Genomic DNA, 17722 nt, shown 5'->3' with positions numbered 1-17722 from the left:
ATGAGCAACGATGTCTTGACGACGTTGTATTTTGTAAGACACGCAGAATCCGAGTATGTGGAAGGGCTAGAGCGTGAACGTGGATTGACAGAACAAGGTAAGCATGACGCCGAGATGGTTTCATGCTTACTTCTTCATAAGAACATTAATCTGTTTTATTCAAGTCCGTATAAGCGTGCGCTGGATACCGTGCAAGGGCTGGCAGACAAAATGGGAACTGAGATCGTAACCAATGAAGATTTGCGTGAGCGTGCACTATCTAGTTCCAATGTGCGGCATACCAACTTTCGATCAGCTAAGCGTAAGCTGTATGAAGATCGCTCATTCGCCTTTCCTGGTGGTGAATCCAGCATTCAAGCTCAGCAGCGTGCAGTTCAAGCTATATCAGACATCTTGGAACGGCATTCTGGGCAAAAGATTGTGATCGGCACACATGGGGATGTAATGACCCTGATCTTCAATTATTATGACGAATCCTATGATTATGGCTTCTGGGGAAGCACCTCGATGCCAGATATTTATAAGCTGGAGTTTAATGAAGATCATAAGCTCATGCACGTAAGTCGGTTATGGGAGCCCTAATACTTAGAAGTAGAGAGGAGATAGTAATGAAAACTACATTTCTTAATCATACATACACCATCGAAGATATACACGTTTCACCGTTACAGGGGCAAACATATTGCATATTTGATCTCGAAGGCACAGGGATCTTACCAGATCGAGAAAGTGTGACGCAATTTGGAGCGATGTTATTCAATAATCGTGACCAACTACATGAGACATTCTCGACATTATCACGAGCAAAAAAACCGATACCGCAAGCCGTTGCGCAATTAACGGGCATTACCAATGAGGATATGATTACGGCTCCCTCATTTATAGAAGCCTTTCATGCCTTTACCGATTTCATCGGAGATCGTGTACTTGTGACACAAGCGGGATATGAATATGATTTGCCGATTTTAAGACGTCATTGTGAGCTGTATGGACTGCCGATGTTTAACAATGATGTACTGGATACCAAAGCCATGTTTACATACATCCATCCTGAGATAACGGAAGTGATCTCCACGGATTTTCTGATTCAATACTACAGCTTGGATACGGAAGGCATTCAGAGACATGATGCACTCGCAGATTGTACCATTATCGCACTTATATTCGAACGTATTTTAGAAGAATACCGGGTGCTTGGTCTGAACGATTTTACAGCGGATCCTGCTCGCTCAATGAAAAGATTTGTCATACCAGAGATGTATCTGAATGATAACTAGGGGACGAACTGAAGTGATGAACCGACTGACGATGAGAAGTGTGGGATGGATCTTTTTTGTGTCCTATGTCATGGGCATTTTGTTCACGGCGTGGATTAGTTCGAAAGGCAGTCCACATCACGATAATCTAATGTTATTTCTCGCATATGTAGCAGTTGGTCAAATCGTACTCAACGTGATACCCGCTGTGATCTGGTGTCGATACCGAAAAATATCTCTTCGCACAGCATTTAGGCTACATAAAGTTTCTTTGCGGAATATCATCCTGTCTTTGTTGATATTTGCTCTAAGTCAGATTATCTTGCTGTTTTTCCACCAGATTACCGAGGTTGTCTCTCAATGGTTAGGGGTTTCTTATGCAACATCGTATTATCCGATTGCAGACTCCCTGTTTTCCTTAAGTATTCTCCTGTTGAGCATCGGAATTATTCCACCGATCTGTGAGGAGCTACTGTTTCGAGGAGTTCTACTGAGCGGGTATGCCACACGGGGTCTTTGGTTTGCTGCAATCATCAGTTCTTTTCTGTTCGCATTGTTCCACGACAACCCCTATCGATTAATTGAACTATTCGGATCGGCTCTCGTTTCAGCTATCATTGTCATTCGCTCAGGCTCCATCATCCCAGGCATTATTGTTCATATGATCACGAACTCCACGTATGTAATTAGCTCATACATCCAGGGAGGAGATATGCTGGAAGGGATTTCTACCCCTGAAGGACCGAGCCTATCCATCCTGCTGTTGACGGGTTTTGCCTCATTAATTACTTTGATGATCTGTAGATGGTTGTATGCTCGGTTTGATCATCCTGAGAAGGGATTAAGAGCGAAGAGGACTAGTGCTTCTGCTGGAATCCGTTCGTTGGCTTGGATTATACCGATCCTGCTGTCTATAGTTGTGTTTGTTATCAAGTTTTGGATAGGAAAATCTGCTTGATAAGGGAGCGTTAGTTCAGATCGCCGTAGTTGAGTTTTGACACGGGCAAGTCATTCTAATGGATTAAACGGTTTGATCATATAATCGTCCGCTCCGGTGGTGACTCCCGTGATTTTATCAATATCCTCTTCCTTCGCGGAAATGTACTTTGCAGTTGATGCCTCATCGTCTCATCCATCTCGAATAATAATACTTTAGTTGATTGCTGAACCTGATTATTAATGTAGCGTGTAATTGCTCCAGTACCCGATCCAAGCTCGGCTACAGCTTTGGCTTCAAGCCAAGGTGCCTGACTTACCATTTTGCTCGCTAAGAAACGAGAGCTGGGAATGATGCTGCCTACATTTTTGGGACTGCGAAAAAAGCTTTTCAGAAAAAGAAGAGATTCATTCGTTTTCAATGTTGGTTCCTCCAAGATGTTATTTATATGAAGCTAATGTTTTCCTACAACGTATGCAATCGTGATGGCCGTTAACAATCCAGACAAAATACAGCAGTACGTTATGAATGCATTGATTACACCTAAATGGCTTAATAAGGCTCCACTGATGATCGTAATTTCATTCGGAATTGGAACGCCAAATGGACCAAGCGAGAAGGCAAAATAAAAAAACAGATAACCATACTGGTGAAGTAACTCTAAGATTGCATTGCTGGCCATTGTTTTACCTCCGCTTTTTTGTGAATATAGACATGATAATGAAAAATACTGAGGAATTCGTAAGAATAATTCTGAAGAAAAACTAAAGATTTCGTAGATGAAAAGTAAATCTGCGCAAAAAAAACGATTGTCAACGAGATGTTGGCAATCGTTTTTAGTGTTGTTGTGATGATAATCAATGGATGAGGAATCACTGGATAGCATAACGAACAGGGCTACCGAGAAAATCCCGATAGCCCTGTAAAAGCATATATGTTACCCATCATAAGTTTTGTACGAGCTTAAGCTTAGAAGTGTCTATTCCAGAAGCCCGCCAAGTTAGTTCTCATTGCATGCATAACGCAGTAGCATGTCTACCAACTGCTCTGTCATCTGTACATTAGGTGGAGAGAGATCATCTGAACGCCGTGTGACCATCTTCTGAAGTGCACCCATCATCACGGTAAATATAAACTGGGCAAGTTGGAGTGGAGAAGTGGTGTTCTTAATGCTTTCGTCAGCAATTCCTGCATTCAGCACATCTAACAGGAAGTGATTTTCTTTCCCAATCTGATTGAATTGATCATACGTTTCTCTTAGTTCAGGAGTGAAATCATAGACCTCGTAATTGATGTCAAACAGTTGAATGAACCGAATATGATCCGGATGGTTCCGTGCAAAGCTGATCCAGGCATGAAGCATGGATTTGAGCTGTTCACGACCATTTAACCCATTATTACTCGAAAGACTAACATGATCCGTTAAATTCACAACCAATTGCATTTGAATAGTAAGAAGCAGCTCATCGAGCGACTGAAAGTGCTTATAGAAGGTCACTCGGCTTAGCTCTGCTTTGGAGCAAACGTCCTTGATCTTCACCTGAAGCAGACCGTGCTTCAAAAAGAGCTCTTTGCCTGCTGCGATCAGATCATCACGATGTTTATTTCTAATCTGCTGATGCCAGTTTTCATTCACTAGTAGTTTGTAATCCTTTCTTGGACCGACGTGCATTGAGCGTTAGTGATATTGCAGCAAGAAGCATAATTGCACCAAAAATATACGGGAAGTTCAAGTTTTTGTCAAACAACAGCCCTGCAACAAGCGGCCCAAATACAGTACCTAAACTGGAATACGTCGTATTTAAACCCGAAGCGTATCCTTGTCGATCCCCGGCGTTTTTGGAAATGAGTGTACTGACTGACGGCCGTAAAAATGCATTAAAAGCAAAAAATAAAGCAGAAGCGAACAAGAGATACACTAAGTTGACCTTAATTAACATAAGTAGTAGTGCAATCGGCGCCATGATTAGAGAGAGTCGAATAAGCTTAATTTCGCCGATTCTTCGCACTGACCAATCAAGCAGCCAGATCTGAACGACGATACCGATGATGGCTCCCATGGTAATAATAATGGAGATCGTTGCAGCGTCAAAGCCATATTTTTGCTCTGCAAAAAGAGAGAATACGGTCTCATAACTCATCAGACCAAAGGTCATCACGAGAAGCAGAAGCAAATATTTGAAATAAGGGACTTGAAATGAGCTCCAGATATGCTTGCCCAGATGATTACCTTTCTCCTTCGGCTGAGGAAGGGTTCTTTTCTCCGGAGGTAATGTCTCTGGTAGAAGTAGAGTAAGCATACCTGCGACAAGCCCAAGACCAGCCGCGAAGAAATAAGGCATACGAATGCCCATCTCAGCGATGAATCCGCCAAGACCAGGTCCGAGAACCATACCCAGATTCATGGCTGCACCGAAATAGCCCATACCTTTGGCACGCGTCTCTGGCGTAGTAATATCGGCGACATATGCGAGATTGGCAGGAACCATCAATCCTAAGCTGATACCTCCGATAAAACGTGCGATGTATAGAAGCGGCAACGATGTAGATAGGGCAAATATGATATCCGAAACAACGGAGAGAAACATGCCGGCAATGATTAATTTTTTGCGACCAAAGCGATCAGCCCATTGTCCACCAAGCGGTGAAAATAAAAATTGAGCCGCCCCAAAGGCAGCTACCAAAAATCCAGCGACTGTACCTCCCGCATGAAATAACTTCAAATACTCTGGCAATATGGGGATAAGCATACCCTGCCCTAATAAAGCGATAAACAGATTTAACATTAGAATCAAAAGCGGGAAACGAACAGATTTTGGCAATGTACCCATGAACGTATATTTCTCCTTTGTTTACACAGTGTTAACCTTTACGATATGTAAACCATAATAATGCAGTATAATTGATTTTGTAAATCATTTTTTTTGGGGGAAGGATGAGTCTTATTGATCAATCATAACAACCTTGAAGAGTACCGAGATCCAATGAATTATGACCTTGAGTTCGGCGGTGAGACGAACAAACACGATTTTTATCTGGAGATGGCAAGATCTAATCCTGGGAAAGTGTTAGATCTCGCTTGTGGTACGGGCATGACAACGATTCATCTGGCTCGTGCAGGGATTGATATCACTGGTGTAGATATAGCTGCCTCAATGCTGGCATATGCACGTGTAAAGGCTGAAGTTCTTCCGGTGGAGTTTATTGAGGCGGACGCTCGCACTTTCGAATCCGATCATCGTTATGCAATGATCTATTTGACAGGGAACGCGTTTCAGGCTTTTTTGAGTGATGAGGATCAGAAGGCATTACTACATACCGTTCACGAACTTTTGGAGCCGGGTGGTCTGTTTGTTTTTGAAACACGTAATCCTGAGGGCAGCGATCTAAGTGATGAAGGGGAAGAGAGCTGGGGAACATTCGTCGATATCGATGGGGTTACAGTCAAGGTATCTGGAACCCAAACGTATGATGCAGCCAACCAGATCATGCACTGGTTCACGATTCGAGATTGGGGTTCTAGGCAAACAACTTCACGAATCGCCTGTCGCTTTACAGACAATGCTACACTTCATGACCTGCTGGTGAGTCAAAACTTTACTATTGAACATCAATATGCAGACTGGGATAAAACGCCTTTTACCCCGCTGGATTCATCCATTATTAGTGTTTGTCGCAAAAATTAGTACGGATGGAGTGGCCTCTAGAGAGGTCTGTCCTATTATCCTGTTAACAGAACCGACTTACATTCCTTTGATAAGGAAATTAGTCGGTTTTTACTTTTATGATATTTTCGTTTATTTGACTTAGTCAAATAAAATGGATATGATGAATATAATTGACTAAGTCAACTAAATTCATTCCATTATGCAGGAGGACACCATGAATTCCCCAACATCGATCATTCCAATCATTCGCCGATTTAACCGATACTATACTAAGGTGCTGGGTTTACTGGATAAGCATCTCCTTGATAGCGAGTTTTCTCTCTCGGAGGTTCGGGTTCTTTATGAAATAGGTCAGTCTAAAGAATGCAAGGCCAGCATGCTCATTGAGCAGCTAGGACTGGATCCGGGATATTTAAGTCGAATGTTAAAACGGTTTGAAAAACTAGGATTAACCCACCGTGTGCAATCCAAGGAGGATGGAAGAGCGTCCTTTCTGTATTTGACAGACCTCGGTGAAGAAACGTTGACTCACTTGAACGAATTGTCCGATGAACAAATAAGCAACATGATTATTGAATTTTCTGAACAAAGTCGGTTAAGTATAGCCAAAAGCATGACCACGATCCAGAACAAGTTATCTGGTAATTCGGAAGAACGTACAATAGAGGTACGGACTGAATTAAGACCAGGAGACGTCGGAGCATTGATTCATCTTCATGGTTGGGTATACGCCAAGGAGTGCGGCTATAATCATATATTTGAAGGGTATGTCTGTAAGACGTTCTATGATGTGCTCCAGACTTACAATCCGGACAAGGATCGGTTTTGGTTGGCAGAAACCGACAACGAAATTGTTGGCAGTATTGCGGTTATTGGGCATCCAGGAAATAGAGCCCAGATTCGGTGGTTTATCCTGCATCCAGATTGCAGAGGGATGGGTATTGGAAAGAAACTCATTCATGAGGCCATTGCTTATTGCAAGGAGAAAGGATACTCTAATGTATTTTTGGAAACAACGGAGGATCAGAAAACAGCTATAACGATGTATAGCAAGCAAGGTTTTGTTAAAACGAAAGAACAAGAGAACGAAGCATGGGGAGTTCTTCACATCGAACAAACTTATGAACTGAAGCTTTGAGGGAAAATAGTCGCTGAATAAGCGGCTTTCTTATTTTCATGACTTTCATAAAATCAGCTACTTTTTAATTACCGTATGCAACTATTTATGACCATACATGGATCTCCTGGGAAAACGTACATAAACACAGAAAATACTCAACCAACTGTCCTTGATTGCAGTAGTGCGACATATCTTAGAGTGAAGGACGATTCGCAAGGGTCAAATGCCTTTAAGCACAGCCATATCATGGCAGATGGGAGAGCTGTAATGACGAAACGGGTAGTTCTGTTGGAGGATGGTACGGCAGAGATGAAGGGACTTATAGGCAGTCAAGGAGCCGGTCTTTCCGAGTTACTTCATGCTGGCTGGCCTGTTCCAGCCGGGTTCGCTGTAACAACGGAATGCTGTCGCGAGTTCAGTACCCGTCTTGGACATTGTTCAACTGATGCAGCTCAGGAGGTGGAAAGTGCGATCCACCATTTGGAACAGCGCACGGGTAAGCTCTTCGGTGATGTCAAGACACCGCTTCTACTTTCCGTTATGCCGAATGAAGTTCGTTCCACAACGAATGAACGGGAGTCCTTCCTTTATGTTGGACTAAACGATGTGACGGTGGAAGGGCTCGCTGACCAAACGCAAGATCGCTGTTATGCACTTCATTGCTATCGAAGCTTATTGCAGGACTTTGGTTATTTGGTACATGGAATTCCATATGAATTATTTGGCGAGTTCATAAGTGAGCCTGAGATACAGGACGAACTTGAATTAGAACGCATCATCACCGAACACAAAATAATAATTGAAATTCATGGTAGGACACCATTTCCTCAAGAGGTGAAGGCTCAACTCTACCAAGCACTAGGAGCATTCTCCCATTTGCACTGTAGTCCAGTTCTAGTCCAGGTAATGATGAACGAGGAATATGGAGAGCATATGAGTTCAGAAGCAGCATGCAAGACGGCTGTCGATATGGTGAGTGAAGGTTTGATTACAAAAGAAGAAGCTTTATTGCGAATAGAGCCATCACAAGTGACGGAATTAATCGAATTCATAGAGCAGCCGTCACAGCAATCATTGGCCGTGCAACAGTTGCTTGAATGGGCTGATGAGGTGAGGTCTGTATTGGTGCTTGCCAATGTAAACCATCCAAGGGATGGTGTCCTCGCACGAGCGTTAGGAGCAGAAGGGATAGGGCAATGTCAGATCGAGACAATGCTGTTATCACCATCCCGAATACCTTTTGTCCAGAAGATGATCACAGCTGACAACGAATACGAACGTAGACGTGGGGTAGAACGTTTGCTCCCGATGCTGCAAGCAGACTTTGAGCATTTTTTCGAAGTGATGGATGGTTATCCGGTAACGATTAATCTGCTGGACCCGGCATGGGATGAACGATTGCTTAATGTTGAAGCTGATATACTTGATATGCAGATTGAAGCGATTTTTCGCGCAGCCTTAAAAGCTATTCGTCAGGGACTATGGGTACGACCCGAAATTTTGATTCCACCTGTAAGCGATTCCAACGAATTGCAGCGATTGAGGGAGCTGGTGGATCATATAGCTGACCAGATTTTGGGCGAGGAAAAAAGGCATTGTCTATATAAAGTAGGTACAACTATAGAAATTTCTAGAGCGGGCACAATCGCAACTCAAATGGCTCGCCATGCTGACTTTTTCTCATTCAGAGCGTTGGATGTTCAAGAAAATAAAAATCTTGTGGAAATGAGCGTTGTACAAGGTAAAGCCCGTAAACCGTATCTCAGGTCAGGAGTCTGTGGAGAACAAGCTGCGAATGCAGCTACGATTGCTTACTGCCATCGCATAGGATTAGATTATGTGAGCTGTTCCCCAGAGCAAGTTCCGTTTGCACGAATGGCGGCTGCGCAAGCGGCGATTAGAGAACAGAAGCAGGGCAAGAGCATACAGAGTCATGACATTTCAACGACAGCGTAAATATCAAATATGAACGATTGAGGGGTATGCGTAACACTACATGATATAATGTGTCTGTTCGCATATCTCTTTTTTTATCGCAGAATGAATTAAGCTGTACTCGTAATTTATACATAAGAGGGGAGACAGTAACATGACCACTCCGAACATACGAAACGTTCCAACACAAGCGGTGTTTATAGACCGTGATGGCACAATTGGAGGTTCAGACAAGATTGAATATCCTGGTGAGATGCAATTGTTTGATGGTGTGGCAGAATCGATCAGCACACTATCACAGCATGAATTCAAATTATTTGGCTTTACGAACCAGCCTGGTATAACATCAGGACATTCCACAGTCGAAGCTTTTCAACAAGAGATGAAGCACTTCGGGATCGAGCATACGTATGTGTGTCCTCATCCGGCTCATGAACAGTGTAAATGTCGCAAACCGAGACCTGATATGTTGATCCAAGCAGCAGAAGATCATCAACTGAAGCTCGAACAGTGTATTGTCATTGGCGACCGTTGGTCAGACATGGTTGCGGCACGTGCTGCAGGGTGTTTATGCGCACTCGTTATGACGGGTGCAGGTATGCGTGCATTGGAAGAAGATCGGTTTCGATGGGACACCATGGAAGCAGACTATGTAGCCACTGATTTTAACGATGCGGTGAATTGGATTGTGCAGAGAAGGGTTCAACCTATTCAAGATATAGTTATCCGTCAAGCTACGTCAGAAGATGCGGCAGCTCTGCTAGAACTACATCGGGCTTTGGATCGTGAGAGTACATATATGCTCTATAATCCGGGCGAGCGTAAATCAACCATTCAAGCACAGGCACGGTTCATAGTCCAATTAAATGCATCATCTAATAGTACAACCTGGCTTGCAGAACATCAGGGTCGTTTCATTGGTCACCTTACTGTCATTGGAGGCAGCGCCGAACGGATTCGTCATAGAGCAAGTATCGTGATTGGTGTGCGTAAAGCTTATGCTGGACAAGGCATCGGTACGCGGCTTATGGCAGCATTGGAGTCGTGGAGATCAAGCGCAGATATAACACGATTGGAATTGACGGTCATGAGTCATAACAACACAGCGATCGGATTATATAACAAGATGGGTTTTGTACAGGAAGGAAAGAAAACGAAATCTCTTCTAGTTGATGGTGCGTATGTGGACGAATATATGATGAGCAAACTCTATGAACAGGATGAAGACCAACTTAAACTAACGAAATAGAGGAACTACTGCTCGCGTTCGAGTCGTAGTTTTGCATTCTTTGGCATGGGACAACCTTATCCGCAGTTTTGCGCCCGAACCTCCATGGAATACATAACGCAAAACTGTTATACTGAAATATGCGTTTTGTAAACAGAACGTAAAATTTCGGATAAGGGTTGAAAACGACCATGTATAATTCTAAATACGAACGGATATCATCACGAACATTATTTATCGTGTTATTTATCCTCTTGCTGCTGAAGCTCACGCTTTTGCGGTATTTCTTTTTCCAAGGCCTCTCTGGCATTGGTTTTCTCACAGATACACTTGGTGCTCTAACCGTGGTCTGTGTGCTTGATTTAATTGTACCTAAGCGCTGGAAACGTATGGTGTACGGGGGCTTTAATTTGATTTTCTCTCTTGTACTGTTTGCGGCAACGTTATATAACGTGCATTTTAGCTCAGTTCCCACGTACACAGCACTAAGTGAATTAGGTCAAGTGGCTCAAGTACGAGGCAGTATCGGACCTCTCATTCGACCTGTGCATTTTATGTTTTTTGTGGATATCGTGCTTGCACTGCCACTTTGGTTTATCCTACGCTCCAGACGTACTTCCCGTAGTCAAGGAAGTTACAGTAACAGCGGACTGAGCTTTGGAAAAAGCCGTAGAAGATATTGGGGTAAGGTCGGAGTCGCACTTACGGCTGCATTTAGCATCGTTCTGTCAGGTAGCTTTATTGTCAAAGGTGAAACGATTGATAATGAGCTGGTTCGAGCAGAGAATCTTGGTTTTCTTAACTACCAGGTGTCCTCAGCCATTCTGACGAGCAAAGAAAACGAAGCCATTGCTAATGGCAACATTAATGAGACCATTGCGAAGATCAATCAGTTAGTGAGTCAATATCCATATCAAGATAAAACAAGTCAGGGCTCTCCAGTTAAAGCGAAGTATTTTGGTGAAGCCAAAGGCAGTAATCTGATTGTGTTACAACTAGAATCTTTTCAGAATTTTCCGATTCACGCTTCACTGGGTGGTCAGGTGTTAACACCAGTGTTGAACGAATTAGCGAGTGAAAGCTATTATTTCCCTCATTTCTTCCAACAAATTGGTCAAGGTAATACATCGGATGCTGAATTTATGTCGAACACATCAATCTATCCTACAGGCGTAGTTCCAATGTCTGCCGGATATAGTGACCGTGATTTACCTAGCTTACCGAAACTGCTTCGCGAGCGTGGATATCAGTCAGAGACGTTTCATGGCAATGATGTGACGTTCTGGAACCGAAACAAGATGTACCCTGCGATTGGATTCGATCGGTATTTTGACAAACCAAGTTTCAAGAATGATCGATTTAATGATTTTGGTCCATCTGATGAAGAATTGTATCGTGTCGGTGTGGAGAAAATGACTGCACATCAAGCTGCGAACGAACCGTTCTACGCACAGTTTATTACAGCATCGAGCCACTCACCGTTCAAAGTCCCCGCTGATCGGGCACGAATTACTGTTCCTGAGACAATTACGAACACATTGCTGCATGATTATTTGCAAGCTATCAATTATACCGATTATGCGGTTGGACAACTGATTAATGAATTAAAGGCAAGTGGACTGTGGGACAACACAACGTTAGTCATTTACGGTGATCACTTCGGTCTGCCAGCAAATGATGAAATCACGAAACAGATTCAAGACAATCTGAATGTGCCATATGATGGGAATGTGAGTCGTTTCAATATTCCACTAATCATCCATACACCGCAGCAGTCTAAAGGGCAAGTGGTTGAACAGCCTGGAGGTCAGTTGGACATCATGCCAACGGTACTGAATTTGATGGGCGTATCGTTGCAAGAAGAGCAGTTTACGGCCTTTGGGCATGATCTGCTTAATATGGATCATAATGCATTTGGCATTCGCTATTATTTGCCGACAGGCTCATTTGTTAATAATGAGATCATGTTTGTTCCTGGTGCGGGTTTCGATGATGGGAAGGCATATTCGATTACAACGTATGAACCTGTCACTGATCTGGAACCGTATCGTGCCGATTATGAGCATGTGCTCAGCTTAATGAAGCTGTCGGATGAGTATGTGAAGCTATTGCCTAAACGGGCACCCTAATTTGTAGTGTTCAGTATCATGCAAAACGTCACCTGTATTCATATGGGTGGCGTTTTTGGTTACTTTATTCATCCGGATAACAGATAAGGAAGAGTTTTATTTTGAAACTGTAATTATTAATGTTACAATGGTATAAGAATTAATTTGGCGATACTTGGTTTAGATCTAATTAGAGACCCATATAGACACAGTGAGAGGAATGAATAGATATGAAATTAAGTGTGCTAGAACATGGACATATCAACGAAGGACGTACGGTGCAGGATACGCTTCAAGAGACGGTTACGCTTGCGAAGCATGCTGATGAACTTGGTTTTTCGCGTTTCTGGATGTCAGAACATCATGGTGGCGGTGCACTTTCCTTTTCAAGTCCTGAAGTCATGATTGCGCATGTCGCTGCTCATACCGAACATATTCGGGTAGGATCAGGTGGTGTAATGCTGCCACATTATAGTGCATACAAGGTTGCAGAGAACTTCCGTTTGTTAGAGGCATTACATCCTGGTCGTATTGATCTTGGGATTGGTAGAGCACCTGGTGGGATGCCGATTGCAAGTCGAGCTCTCAATGAGGGGAAATCCTCTAACGTGCAATTTTTCCCGCAACAGATTGCAGATCTGGGGGGTTACTTTCATGAGCAATTGTCAGAGGATCATCGCTTTGCCTCTCTAGTAGCTGCTCCATCCGTGCCGACAGTGCCAGAGGTATGGCTGCTTGGTTCTAGCTCCGAAGGTGCAAGAATTGCAGCCGCGCAGGGAACGGCTTATGCGTTTGCTCAATTCTTTGGCACACCAGGCGGGGAAGAGGCCATGAAGCATTATCGTCGACATTTCAAACCGTCGATCCTTAATGATCGACCTCATTCTATGATTGCTGTCTCTGCGTTCTGTGCGGAGACTGAAGTGGAAGCGGCTGAGCTTGCTCGAAGCAATGAACTTTTCTTCTTACGCTTAGGCCGTGGGTTGGAACAGAGTTCATTCCCATCCTTAGAGACGGTTCATAATTATCCTTATACCGCTATGGAAATGGAACAGATTCGCCAGCGTCGTTCATTCTCCATCGTAGGGACACCGGATCAGGTGAAAGAGAAAATTACAGCAATGGCTGAGCGTCATGAAGCGGATGAAGTGATCATCGCCTCAGCAATTCATTCATTTGAAGCACGCCTTCGCTCATTCGGCTTGATTGCAGAAGCCTTCGGCTTAAAGAAGGATTAAGCGATTATGTCGGGAATGTTATAGTATAAGTATGTGTTTCCAAAGTCCGGTTATTTCTGCTGAATTCCATCTCCTGATACGGAGATAGCGTCAGATATTCATCACAATCTCAATCGGGCTTTGGTAACAACCTCTATAAGAGAGGAAGGATTCACATTCGTAGATGTGTTATAAGTGATATTCATGGCTGTTACGACGAATTCAATGCCCTACTTCACCATGTGAGCTATGATTCGGTTCAGGATGAATTAATTTTACTTGGAGACTATGTAGATCGGGGGCCTCAGAGCAGACAGGTCGTTGATCAGATCATGAAGCTTAAGGAACGTCATTCTATCATTGCGCTGAAGGGAAATCATGATGCGATGATGGTCAAAGCGTTGACCAATGATATCAAGGAATACGATAGCCACTGGATTCGCAATGGTGGGTTACAGACACTTGCTAGTTATGTAGACCATGTCACAACATGGGACGAGAGTGAATTGGACTGGGATGTCTATCATGAAGCCAAAGTGTGGGTGCGCAACCACTATAGCCATCATCTTCAGTTTCTGGATCAACTTCCGTTGGTATATGAAATTCCGGGCTATGTGTTTGTACATGCAGGGATTAATCCTGACGTACCGGATTGGCGCAAACAGCCAGAGAGTGACTTTATGTGGATTAGGGAACCTTTCTACTCCAGACCTACGGCAATTGAGGAAACGGTGGTCTTTGGGCATACACCTGTGAAATATCTGCACGATGAGATGGGCATTTGGTTCGCTTCAACGGGAGATAAGATTGGTATCGACGGTGGATGCGCTTATGGTGCTCAATTGAATATGCTTATGATTAGGGAAGATGGCAGCCTACAGACGTTCTTTGTGAAAAAAGCGGAGAACCCAGAGGACGCAGAGGACGTGGATCTTTAACGTGTGAGCATTGCTTATCTAGGTTCCATATGCTAATTTATAAGTTTATGTCATATCATTATACATACGATAACAAAGCTGAGGGGAATGAAATACATTTTGGCTATTTATAATTTAGATCAATTGCAACATCATATTTTACTTTGTAATGGTGGTACCTGTATGCGCAACGAGGGGGAGGAAGTTACTCAGGCTGTGCGAGATGAGATCAAGAACCTTGGGGCGAGTGAATTTATTCATACGACACGGACACGTTGCAACGGACGCTGCGATGATGCATGTATGACGATTGTGTACCCACAAGGGGATTGGTATGGCAAAATGACACCGGATTCAGGTAGAGCTCTTGTTCAGGCTCTGTGTGAAGGTGAGCGTTTGGAGAGCCATCTCATCGCTAATGTTGCGACAATAACTGCAAAATAGAGACCAATGATCTATATCATTGGGACTTGAATGATTGTCTTGAGAATCATTTGCAATGAATACGGTGTAAGGGGATTGGAATTAAGCCCTTTTAACGCTATAATCAGTAAGGGTATGAATTATAAACGACATTGATTATTCTAAATCAGAATTGACGGAGGGCTATCAATATGGAAAAAGCGTTAATCTTCGGACACAAAAATCCTGACACGGATACGATCTGTTCAGCAATTGCTTATGCGGATCTCAAAGCAAAATTAGGTCATGAGGTTGAAGCGGTTCGTCTCGGAGAAGTGAATGGTGAAACTCAGTTTGCACTGGATCATTTCAAAGTGGAAGCACCACGTTTGATCAAAACGGCAGCAAATGAAGTAAACAAAGTCATTCTGGTTGACCACAACGAGCGTCAGCAAAGTGTTAGTGATATCGAAGAAGTAACAGTGGTAGAAGTTATTGACCATCACCGTATTGCGAATTTTGAGACAAGCCAGCCACTGTATTTCCGCGCAGAGCCTGTGGGCTGTACTGCAACGATTTTAAATAAAATGTACAAAGAGAACGGCGTAGAGATCAGCGCACCAATTGCTGGACTTATGTTGTCTGCTATTATCTCTGACTCCTTGTTGTTCAAATCGCCAACTTGCACGGAGCAAGATGTAGCGGCTGCACGTGAACTGGCTGCTATTGCTGGTGTAGATGCAGACAGCTACGGATTGGACATGCTCAAAGCAGGTGCTGATCTGAGTCAAAAAACGATTGCTGAATTGATTTCTTTGGATGCCAAAGAATTCGTAATGGGTCAAGCAAAAGTTGAAATTGCACAAGTCAACGCTGTTGACGTTAACGATGTACTTGTGAAAAAAGCTGAATTGCAAGCTGCAATTGAAGCAATCATCTCCAGTAAAGGTCTTGACCTCTTCGTATTTGTTGTAACGGATATCCTCAACAACGATTCTGTTGCTCTTGCATACGGCGCTTCGACGAATGCAGTGGAAAAAGCGTACAATGTATCGTTGGCTGATAGCCAGGCTCTTCTGAAGGGCGTAGTATCTCGTAAATCACAGATTGTTCCGGTTCTGACAGAAGCATTCAACAGTCTGTAATAACCGTCTCATGTTTGGCACATGAGTATCACGTACATCAATCAAGCCTGTTCTGATCTGTCATAGGTCAGAACAGGCTTTTAGAGGTTGTTCAAAAAGTCCGCTTTTGATTACGAAGGATGCCCTGAGGCATCTCAGCGTCGAATATGGGATTCAGCCGAAATGTCCGTTGCTCACGTAGTTTTAACTACGCTCCGCTACTTCATTTCTATCTTCACCCCATCTTCTCGGTACTGAAAACCGCACTTTTTGAACACGAACTTTTATGATAAAGGAGGCAGTTCGTTTGATTAAAAATGAAAAGATCAAAGCATCGGAAGTTCATGTAACCGGGATAAACGGTGAGGATCTCGGAATCATGTCTACGCGTGAGGCGCTTGCCTTGGCGAAGCAGTACAAAGTAGATCTGGTCTGTACCTCTCTCATGACCAGTCCACCACCGTGCAAACTGATTGGGGCTGGAACAGCCAAAGCAGAGGCGCAGCAAGAGAAGAAGAAATCAGGTAAATCACCGAATAAACGAAAGGTGAAGGAGATCCGTCTAACTTTGCAAATGGAAGATCATGATCGGGATACAAAGCAAGCACAGGCAGAGCGTATCCTGAAAAAAGGAGATTCCGTGAAGCTGGTCATTCAGGTTCACGGAAATAAAGAAGGCGCATCTGGCAAGGAATGGGCGGAGCAGCTATGCCAAGCTTTGGCTGAATTCGGCACCAAAACGACGGGGGTACAAGTGAGCGGTAAACAAGTCGTCGTTCAGTTGGATCCAAAGGTGTAACTCTTCATGTGAAGCATCAGGTTCGCAAATAACGACTACCACCTACACGAACATATAATTGTCCAGGTAACACAGGCGTCGATGGAGAAGCTGGATTGGCATTATTGCTATTCGCAAAACGTGACAGATAATAAAAATCAGGGTAGATGACAGTATCCATCAGATAGGCGGAAGTGCGGCTCCCTGGGAAGCGGAATTGATTCAAGGTGCGTATGATTTGTTCGCCTCGAGCAATACCGATTCCGTGACCGTAATACCAATCTTCACGAAGTTTAATCGTATTCTCTCCTTGCCACTCTGGGGTTTCGGGAGATACATCCGGATTTTTGAAATAGAGTACATCTCCAGGGAGTGCACTGTCACTACCGTTCTTCTCTGTTAAGCGCAGGTCGCTGTCATAGTGCCAGTCGAAGAGAAGCAGGTTACGGAATAACGAATTAAAAGCATCTTCTCGGATGCTACCCAGCACGCCACCATATAATACAATGACAGTTGCTGTTGCGCATTCAAAGGCGTACAAGGACCCGTTTCTCCAAATATCACGAATTCCCTCTGCGGGGGTAACGTTGGGTCTTAACTCAAAACCACCTTGGGCATTCCGGTTCCAGTAAACGGGATTACATCTGGATTGTTCGAACGAGGCGAAGCTAACACCACTCGCATTAAGTCCCTCTGCCGCTTCGACAAGAGAAGAACGCAGTTTCCACTCAAAACGAAGATGCTCCATGGATTGGTACGTATACACTGTCGAACTATTTTGAAGTTGTTGAAGCCAGTTCCATTCAAAGGGAGTCCAGTCTGTGGGACTTAATTGGAGAGGTTGATTTGCAACAATAATCATAATTGATACCTCCATGTCGTTGGGATGTACAGAACATATTTAGATGAAATCACCTAGGTTTGTTTGAGAATATGGTGTAGCCTATAGGGTCGAGTCAGTGGTTTATTGGCTTGGTGGGGTTACAAGATAAAAGATGTCGATACTTGCCAAAATTTCGTACAAAAAAATCG

General features: G+C 43.6%; 17 protein-coding genes and 2 pseudogenes. 13 read left to right on the top strand and 6 right to left on the bottom strand.

Features of this window, described 5'->3' with window-relative positions; genetic code table 11:
* From MH215_RS06730 to MH215_RS06720, 3 genes are read left to right on the top strand one after another with little or no spacing between them, the layout of a single operon-like run.
* A complete protein-coding gene (locus tag MH215_RS06730; protein ID WP_239289280.1) occupies positions 1-582 on the top strand; it encodes a histidine phosphatase family protein in 582 nt (193 codons plus the stop codon).
* Between the two features lie 26 nt (positions 583-608).
* The gene (locus MH215_RS06725; protein ID WP_239289278.1) at positions 609-1277 is read left to right on the top strand and encodes a 3'-5' exonuclease; all 669 of its coding nucleotides are present in this window, start codon (positions 609-611) and stop codon (positions 1275-1277) included.
* Between the two features lie 16 nt (positions 1278-1293).
* Positions 1294-2214 (top strand): type II CAAX endopeptidase family protein, encoded by a 921-nt coding sequence (locus tag MH215_RS06720; RefSeq protein ID WP_239289873.1) that lies wholly within the window; start codon positions 1294-1296, stop codon positions 2212-2214.
* 53 nt (positions 2215-2267) lie between these two features.
* On the opposite strand, the pseudogene MH215_RS06715 reads toward MH215_RS06720, so the two are convergent.
* From MH215_RS06715 to MH215_RS06695, 5 genes and pseudogenes are all read right to left on the bottom strand, one after another.
* Positions 2268-2357, bottom strand: a pseudogene (locus tag MH215_RS06715) (DNA-binding response regulator); the annotation flags it as partial.
* 38 nt (positions 2358-2395) lie between these two features.
* Positions 2396-2515: pseudogene (locus tag MH215_RS06710) on the bottom strand (phospholipid methyltransferase); the annotation flags it as partial.
* Positions 2516-2647: 132 nt separating this feature from the next.
* The gene (locus MH215_RS06705; RefSeq protein ID WP_239289276.1) at positions 2648-2875 is read right to left on the bottom strand and encodes a hypothetical protein; all 228 of its coding nucleotides are present in this window, start codon (positions 2873-2875) and stop codon (positions 2648-2650) included.
* A gap of 318 nt (positions 2876-3193) precedes the next feature.
* Complete coding sequence (locus MH215_RS06700; protein WP_239289275.1) at positions 3194-3829, bottom strand: TetR/AcrR family transcriptional regulator; 636 nt, start codon at positions 3827-3829, stop codon at positions 3194-3196.
* Positions 3822-5024: an MFS transporter gene (locus MH215_RS06695; RefSeq protein WP_239289274.1), complete on the bottom strand. Its 1203-nt coding sequence runs from the start codon at positions 5022-5024 to the stop codon at positions 3822-3824. Before MH215_RS06695 ends, MH215_RS06700 begins: the two co-directional genes overlap by 8 nt.
* 114 nt (positions 5025-5138) lie before the next feature.
* Here MH215_RS06695 and MH215_RS06690 point away from each other — a divergent pair, with 114 nt between their 5' ends.
* The 10 genes from MH215_RS06690 (at position 5139) to infC (ending at position 16711) form a co-directional block, all read left to right on the top strand.
* Complete coding sequence (locus tag MH215_RS06690; RefSeq protein ID WP_239289273.1) at positions 5139-5879, top strand: class I SAM-dependent methyltransferase; 741 nt, start codon at positions 5139-5141, stop codon at positions 5877-5879.
* Positions 5880-6075: 196 nt separating this feature from the next.
* A complete protein-coding gene (locus tag MH215_RS06685; protein ID WP_239289272.1) occupies positions 6076-6999 on the top strand; it encodes a bifunctional helix-turn-helix transcriptional regulator/GNAT family N-acetyltransferase in 924 nt (307 codons plus the stop codon).
* 249 nt (positions 7000-7248) lie between these two features.
* The gene (locus MH215_RS06680; RefSeq protein ID WP_239289271.1) at positions 7249-8937 is read left to right on the top strand and encodes a putative PEP-binding protein; all 1689 of its coding nucleotides are present in this window, start codon (positions 7249-7251) and stop codon (positions 8935-8937) included.
* Positions 8938-9070: 133 nt separating this feature from the next.
* Positions 9071-10165, top strand: a complete 1095-nt coding sequence (locus MH215_RS29025) for an HAD-IIIA family hydrolase (protein WP_275446016.1) — start codon at positions 9071-9073, stop codon at positions 10163-10165.
* 170 nt (positions 10166-10335) lie between these two features.
* Positions 10336-12273, top strand: a complete 1938-nt coding sequence (locus MH215_RS06665; protein ID WP_239289270.1) for an LTA synthase family protein — start codon at positions 10336-10338, stop codon at positions 12271-12273.
* Positions 12274-12482: 209 nt separating this feature from the next.
* On the top strand, positions 12483-13490 hold the full coding sequence (locus MH215_RS06660) for an LLM class flavin-dependent oxidoreductase (protein WP_239289269.1): 1008 nt from the start codon (positions 12483-12485) through the stop codon (positions 13488-13490).
* Between the two features lie 149 nt (positions 13491-13639).
* Positions 13640-14407: a metallophosphoesterase family protein gene (locus MH215_RS06655; RefSeq protein WP_343224552.1), complete on the top strand. Its 768-nt coding sequence runs from the start codon at positions 13640-13642 to the stop codon at positions 14405-14407.
* A 99-nt stretch (positions 14408-14506) separates the two neighbouring features.
* Positions 14507-14830 carry a (2Fe-2S) ferredoxin domain-containing protein gene (locus tag MH215_RS06650; RefSeq protein WP_239289266.1) on the top strand — a complete coding sequence of 108 codons (324 nt, stop codon included), beginning with the start codon at positions 14507-14509 and terminating at the stop codon, positions 14828-14830.
* Positions 14831-15000: 170 nt separating this feature from the next.
* Complete coding sequence (locus MH215_RS06645; RefSeq protein ID WP_145048366.1) at positions 15001-15933, top strand: manganese-dependent inorganic pyrophosphatase; 933 nt, start codon at positions 15001-15003, stop codon at positions 15931-15933.
* A 286-nt stretch (positions 15934-16219) separates the two neighbouring features.
* Positions 16220-16711 (top strand): translation initiation factor IF-3, encoded by a 492-nt coding sequence (infC, locus tag MH215_RS06640; protein ID WP_239289264.1) that lies wholly within the window; start codon positions 16220-16222, stop codon positions 16709-16711.
* Positions 16712-16727: 16 nt separating this feature from the next.
* Here the strand turns inward: infC and MH215_RS06635 are convergent, their stop codons facing one another.
* Positions 16728-17552 carry a protein-glutamine gamma-glutamyltransferase gene (locus MH215_RS06635; RefSeq protein WP_239289262.1) on the bottom strand — a complete coding sequence of 275 codons (825 nt, stop codon included), beginning with the start codon at positions 17550-17552 and terminating at the stop codon, positions 16728-16730.
* Positions 17553-17722: the final 170 nt, after the last annotated feature.

The sequence above is a fragment of the Paenibacillus sp. ACRSA genome (genome assembly GCF_022346845.1).
Classification (GTDB): Bacteria; Bacillota; Bacilli; order Paenibacillales; family Paenibacillaceae; genus Paenibacillus.
Note: the sequence above shows the minus strand (reverse complement) of the source record. Positions and strands in the feature narration are given on the sequence as shown.

Excerpts from the sequence above, each read along its gene's own strand:
- MH215_RS06730 (WP_239289280.1), top strand. The coding sequence starts at position 1 with ATGAGCAACGATGTCTTGACGACGTTGTATTTTGTAAGACACGCAGAA.
- MH215_RS06725 (WP_239289278.1), top strand. The coding sequence starts at position 609 with ATGAAAACTACATTTCTTAATCATACATACACCATCGAAGATATACAC.
- MH215_RS06720 (WP_239289873.1), top strand. The coding sequence starts at position 1,294 with ATGAACCGACTGACGATGAGAAGTGTGGGATGGATCTTTTTTGTGTCC.
- MH215_RS06705 (WP_239289276.1), bottom strand. The coding sequence starts at position 2,875 with ATGGCCAGCAATGCAATCTTAGAGTTACTTCACCAGTATGGTTATCTG.
- MH215_RS06695 (WP_239289274.1), bottom strand. The coding sequence starts at position 5,024 with ATGGGTACATTGCCAAAATCTGTTCGTTTCCCGCTTTTGATTCTAATG.
- MH215_RS06685 (WP_239289272.1), top strand. The coding sequence starts at position 6,076 with ATGAATTCCCCAACATCGATCATTCCAATCATTCGCCGATTTAACCGA.
- MH215_RS06680 (WP_239289271.1), top strand. The coding sequence starts at position 7,249 with ATGACGAAACGGGTAGTTCTGTTGGAGGATGGTACGGCAGAGATGAAG.
- MH215_RS29025 (WP_275446016.1), top strand. The coding sequence starts at position 9,071 with ATGACCACTCCGAACATACGAAACGTTCCAACACAAGCGGTGTTTATA.
- MH215_RS06665 (WP_239289270.1), top strand. The coding sequence starts at position 10,336 with ATGTATAATTCTAAATACGAACGGATATCATCACGAACATTATTTATC.
- MH215_RS06660 (WP_239289269.1), top strand. The coding sequence starts at position 12,483 with ATGAAATTAAGTGTGCTAGAACATGGACATATCAACGAAGGACGTACG.
- MH215_RS06645 (WP_145048366.1), top strand. The coding sequence starts at position 15,001 with ATGGAAAAAGCGTTAATCTTCGGACACAAAAATCCTGACACGGATACG.
- MH215_RS06635 (WP_239289262.1), bottom strand. The coding sequence starts at position 17,552 with ATGATTATTGTTGCAAATCAACCTCTCCAATTAAGTCCCACAGACTGG.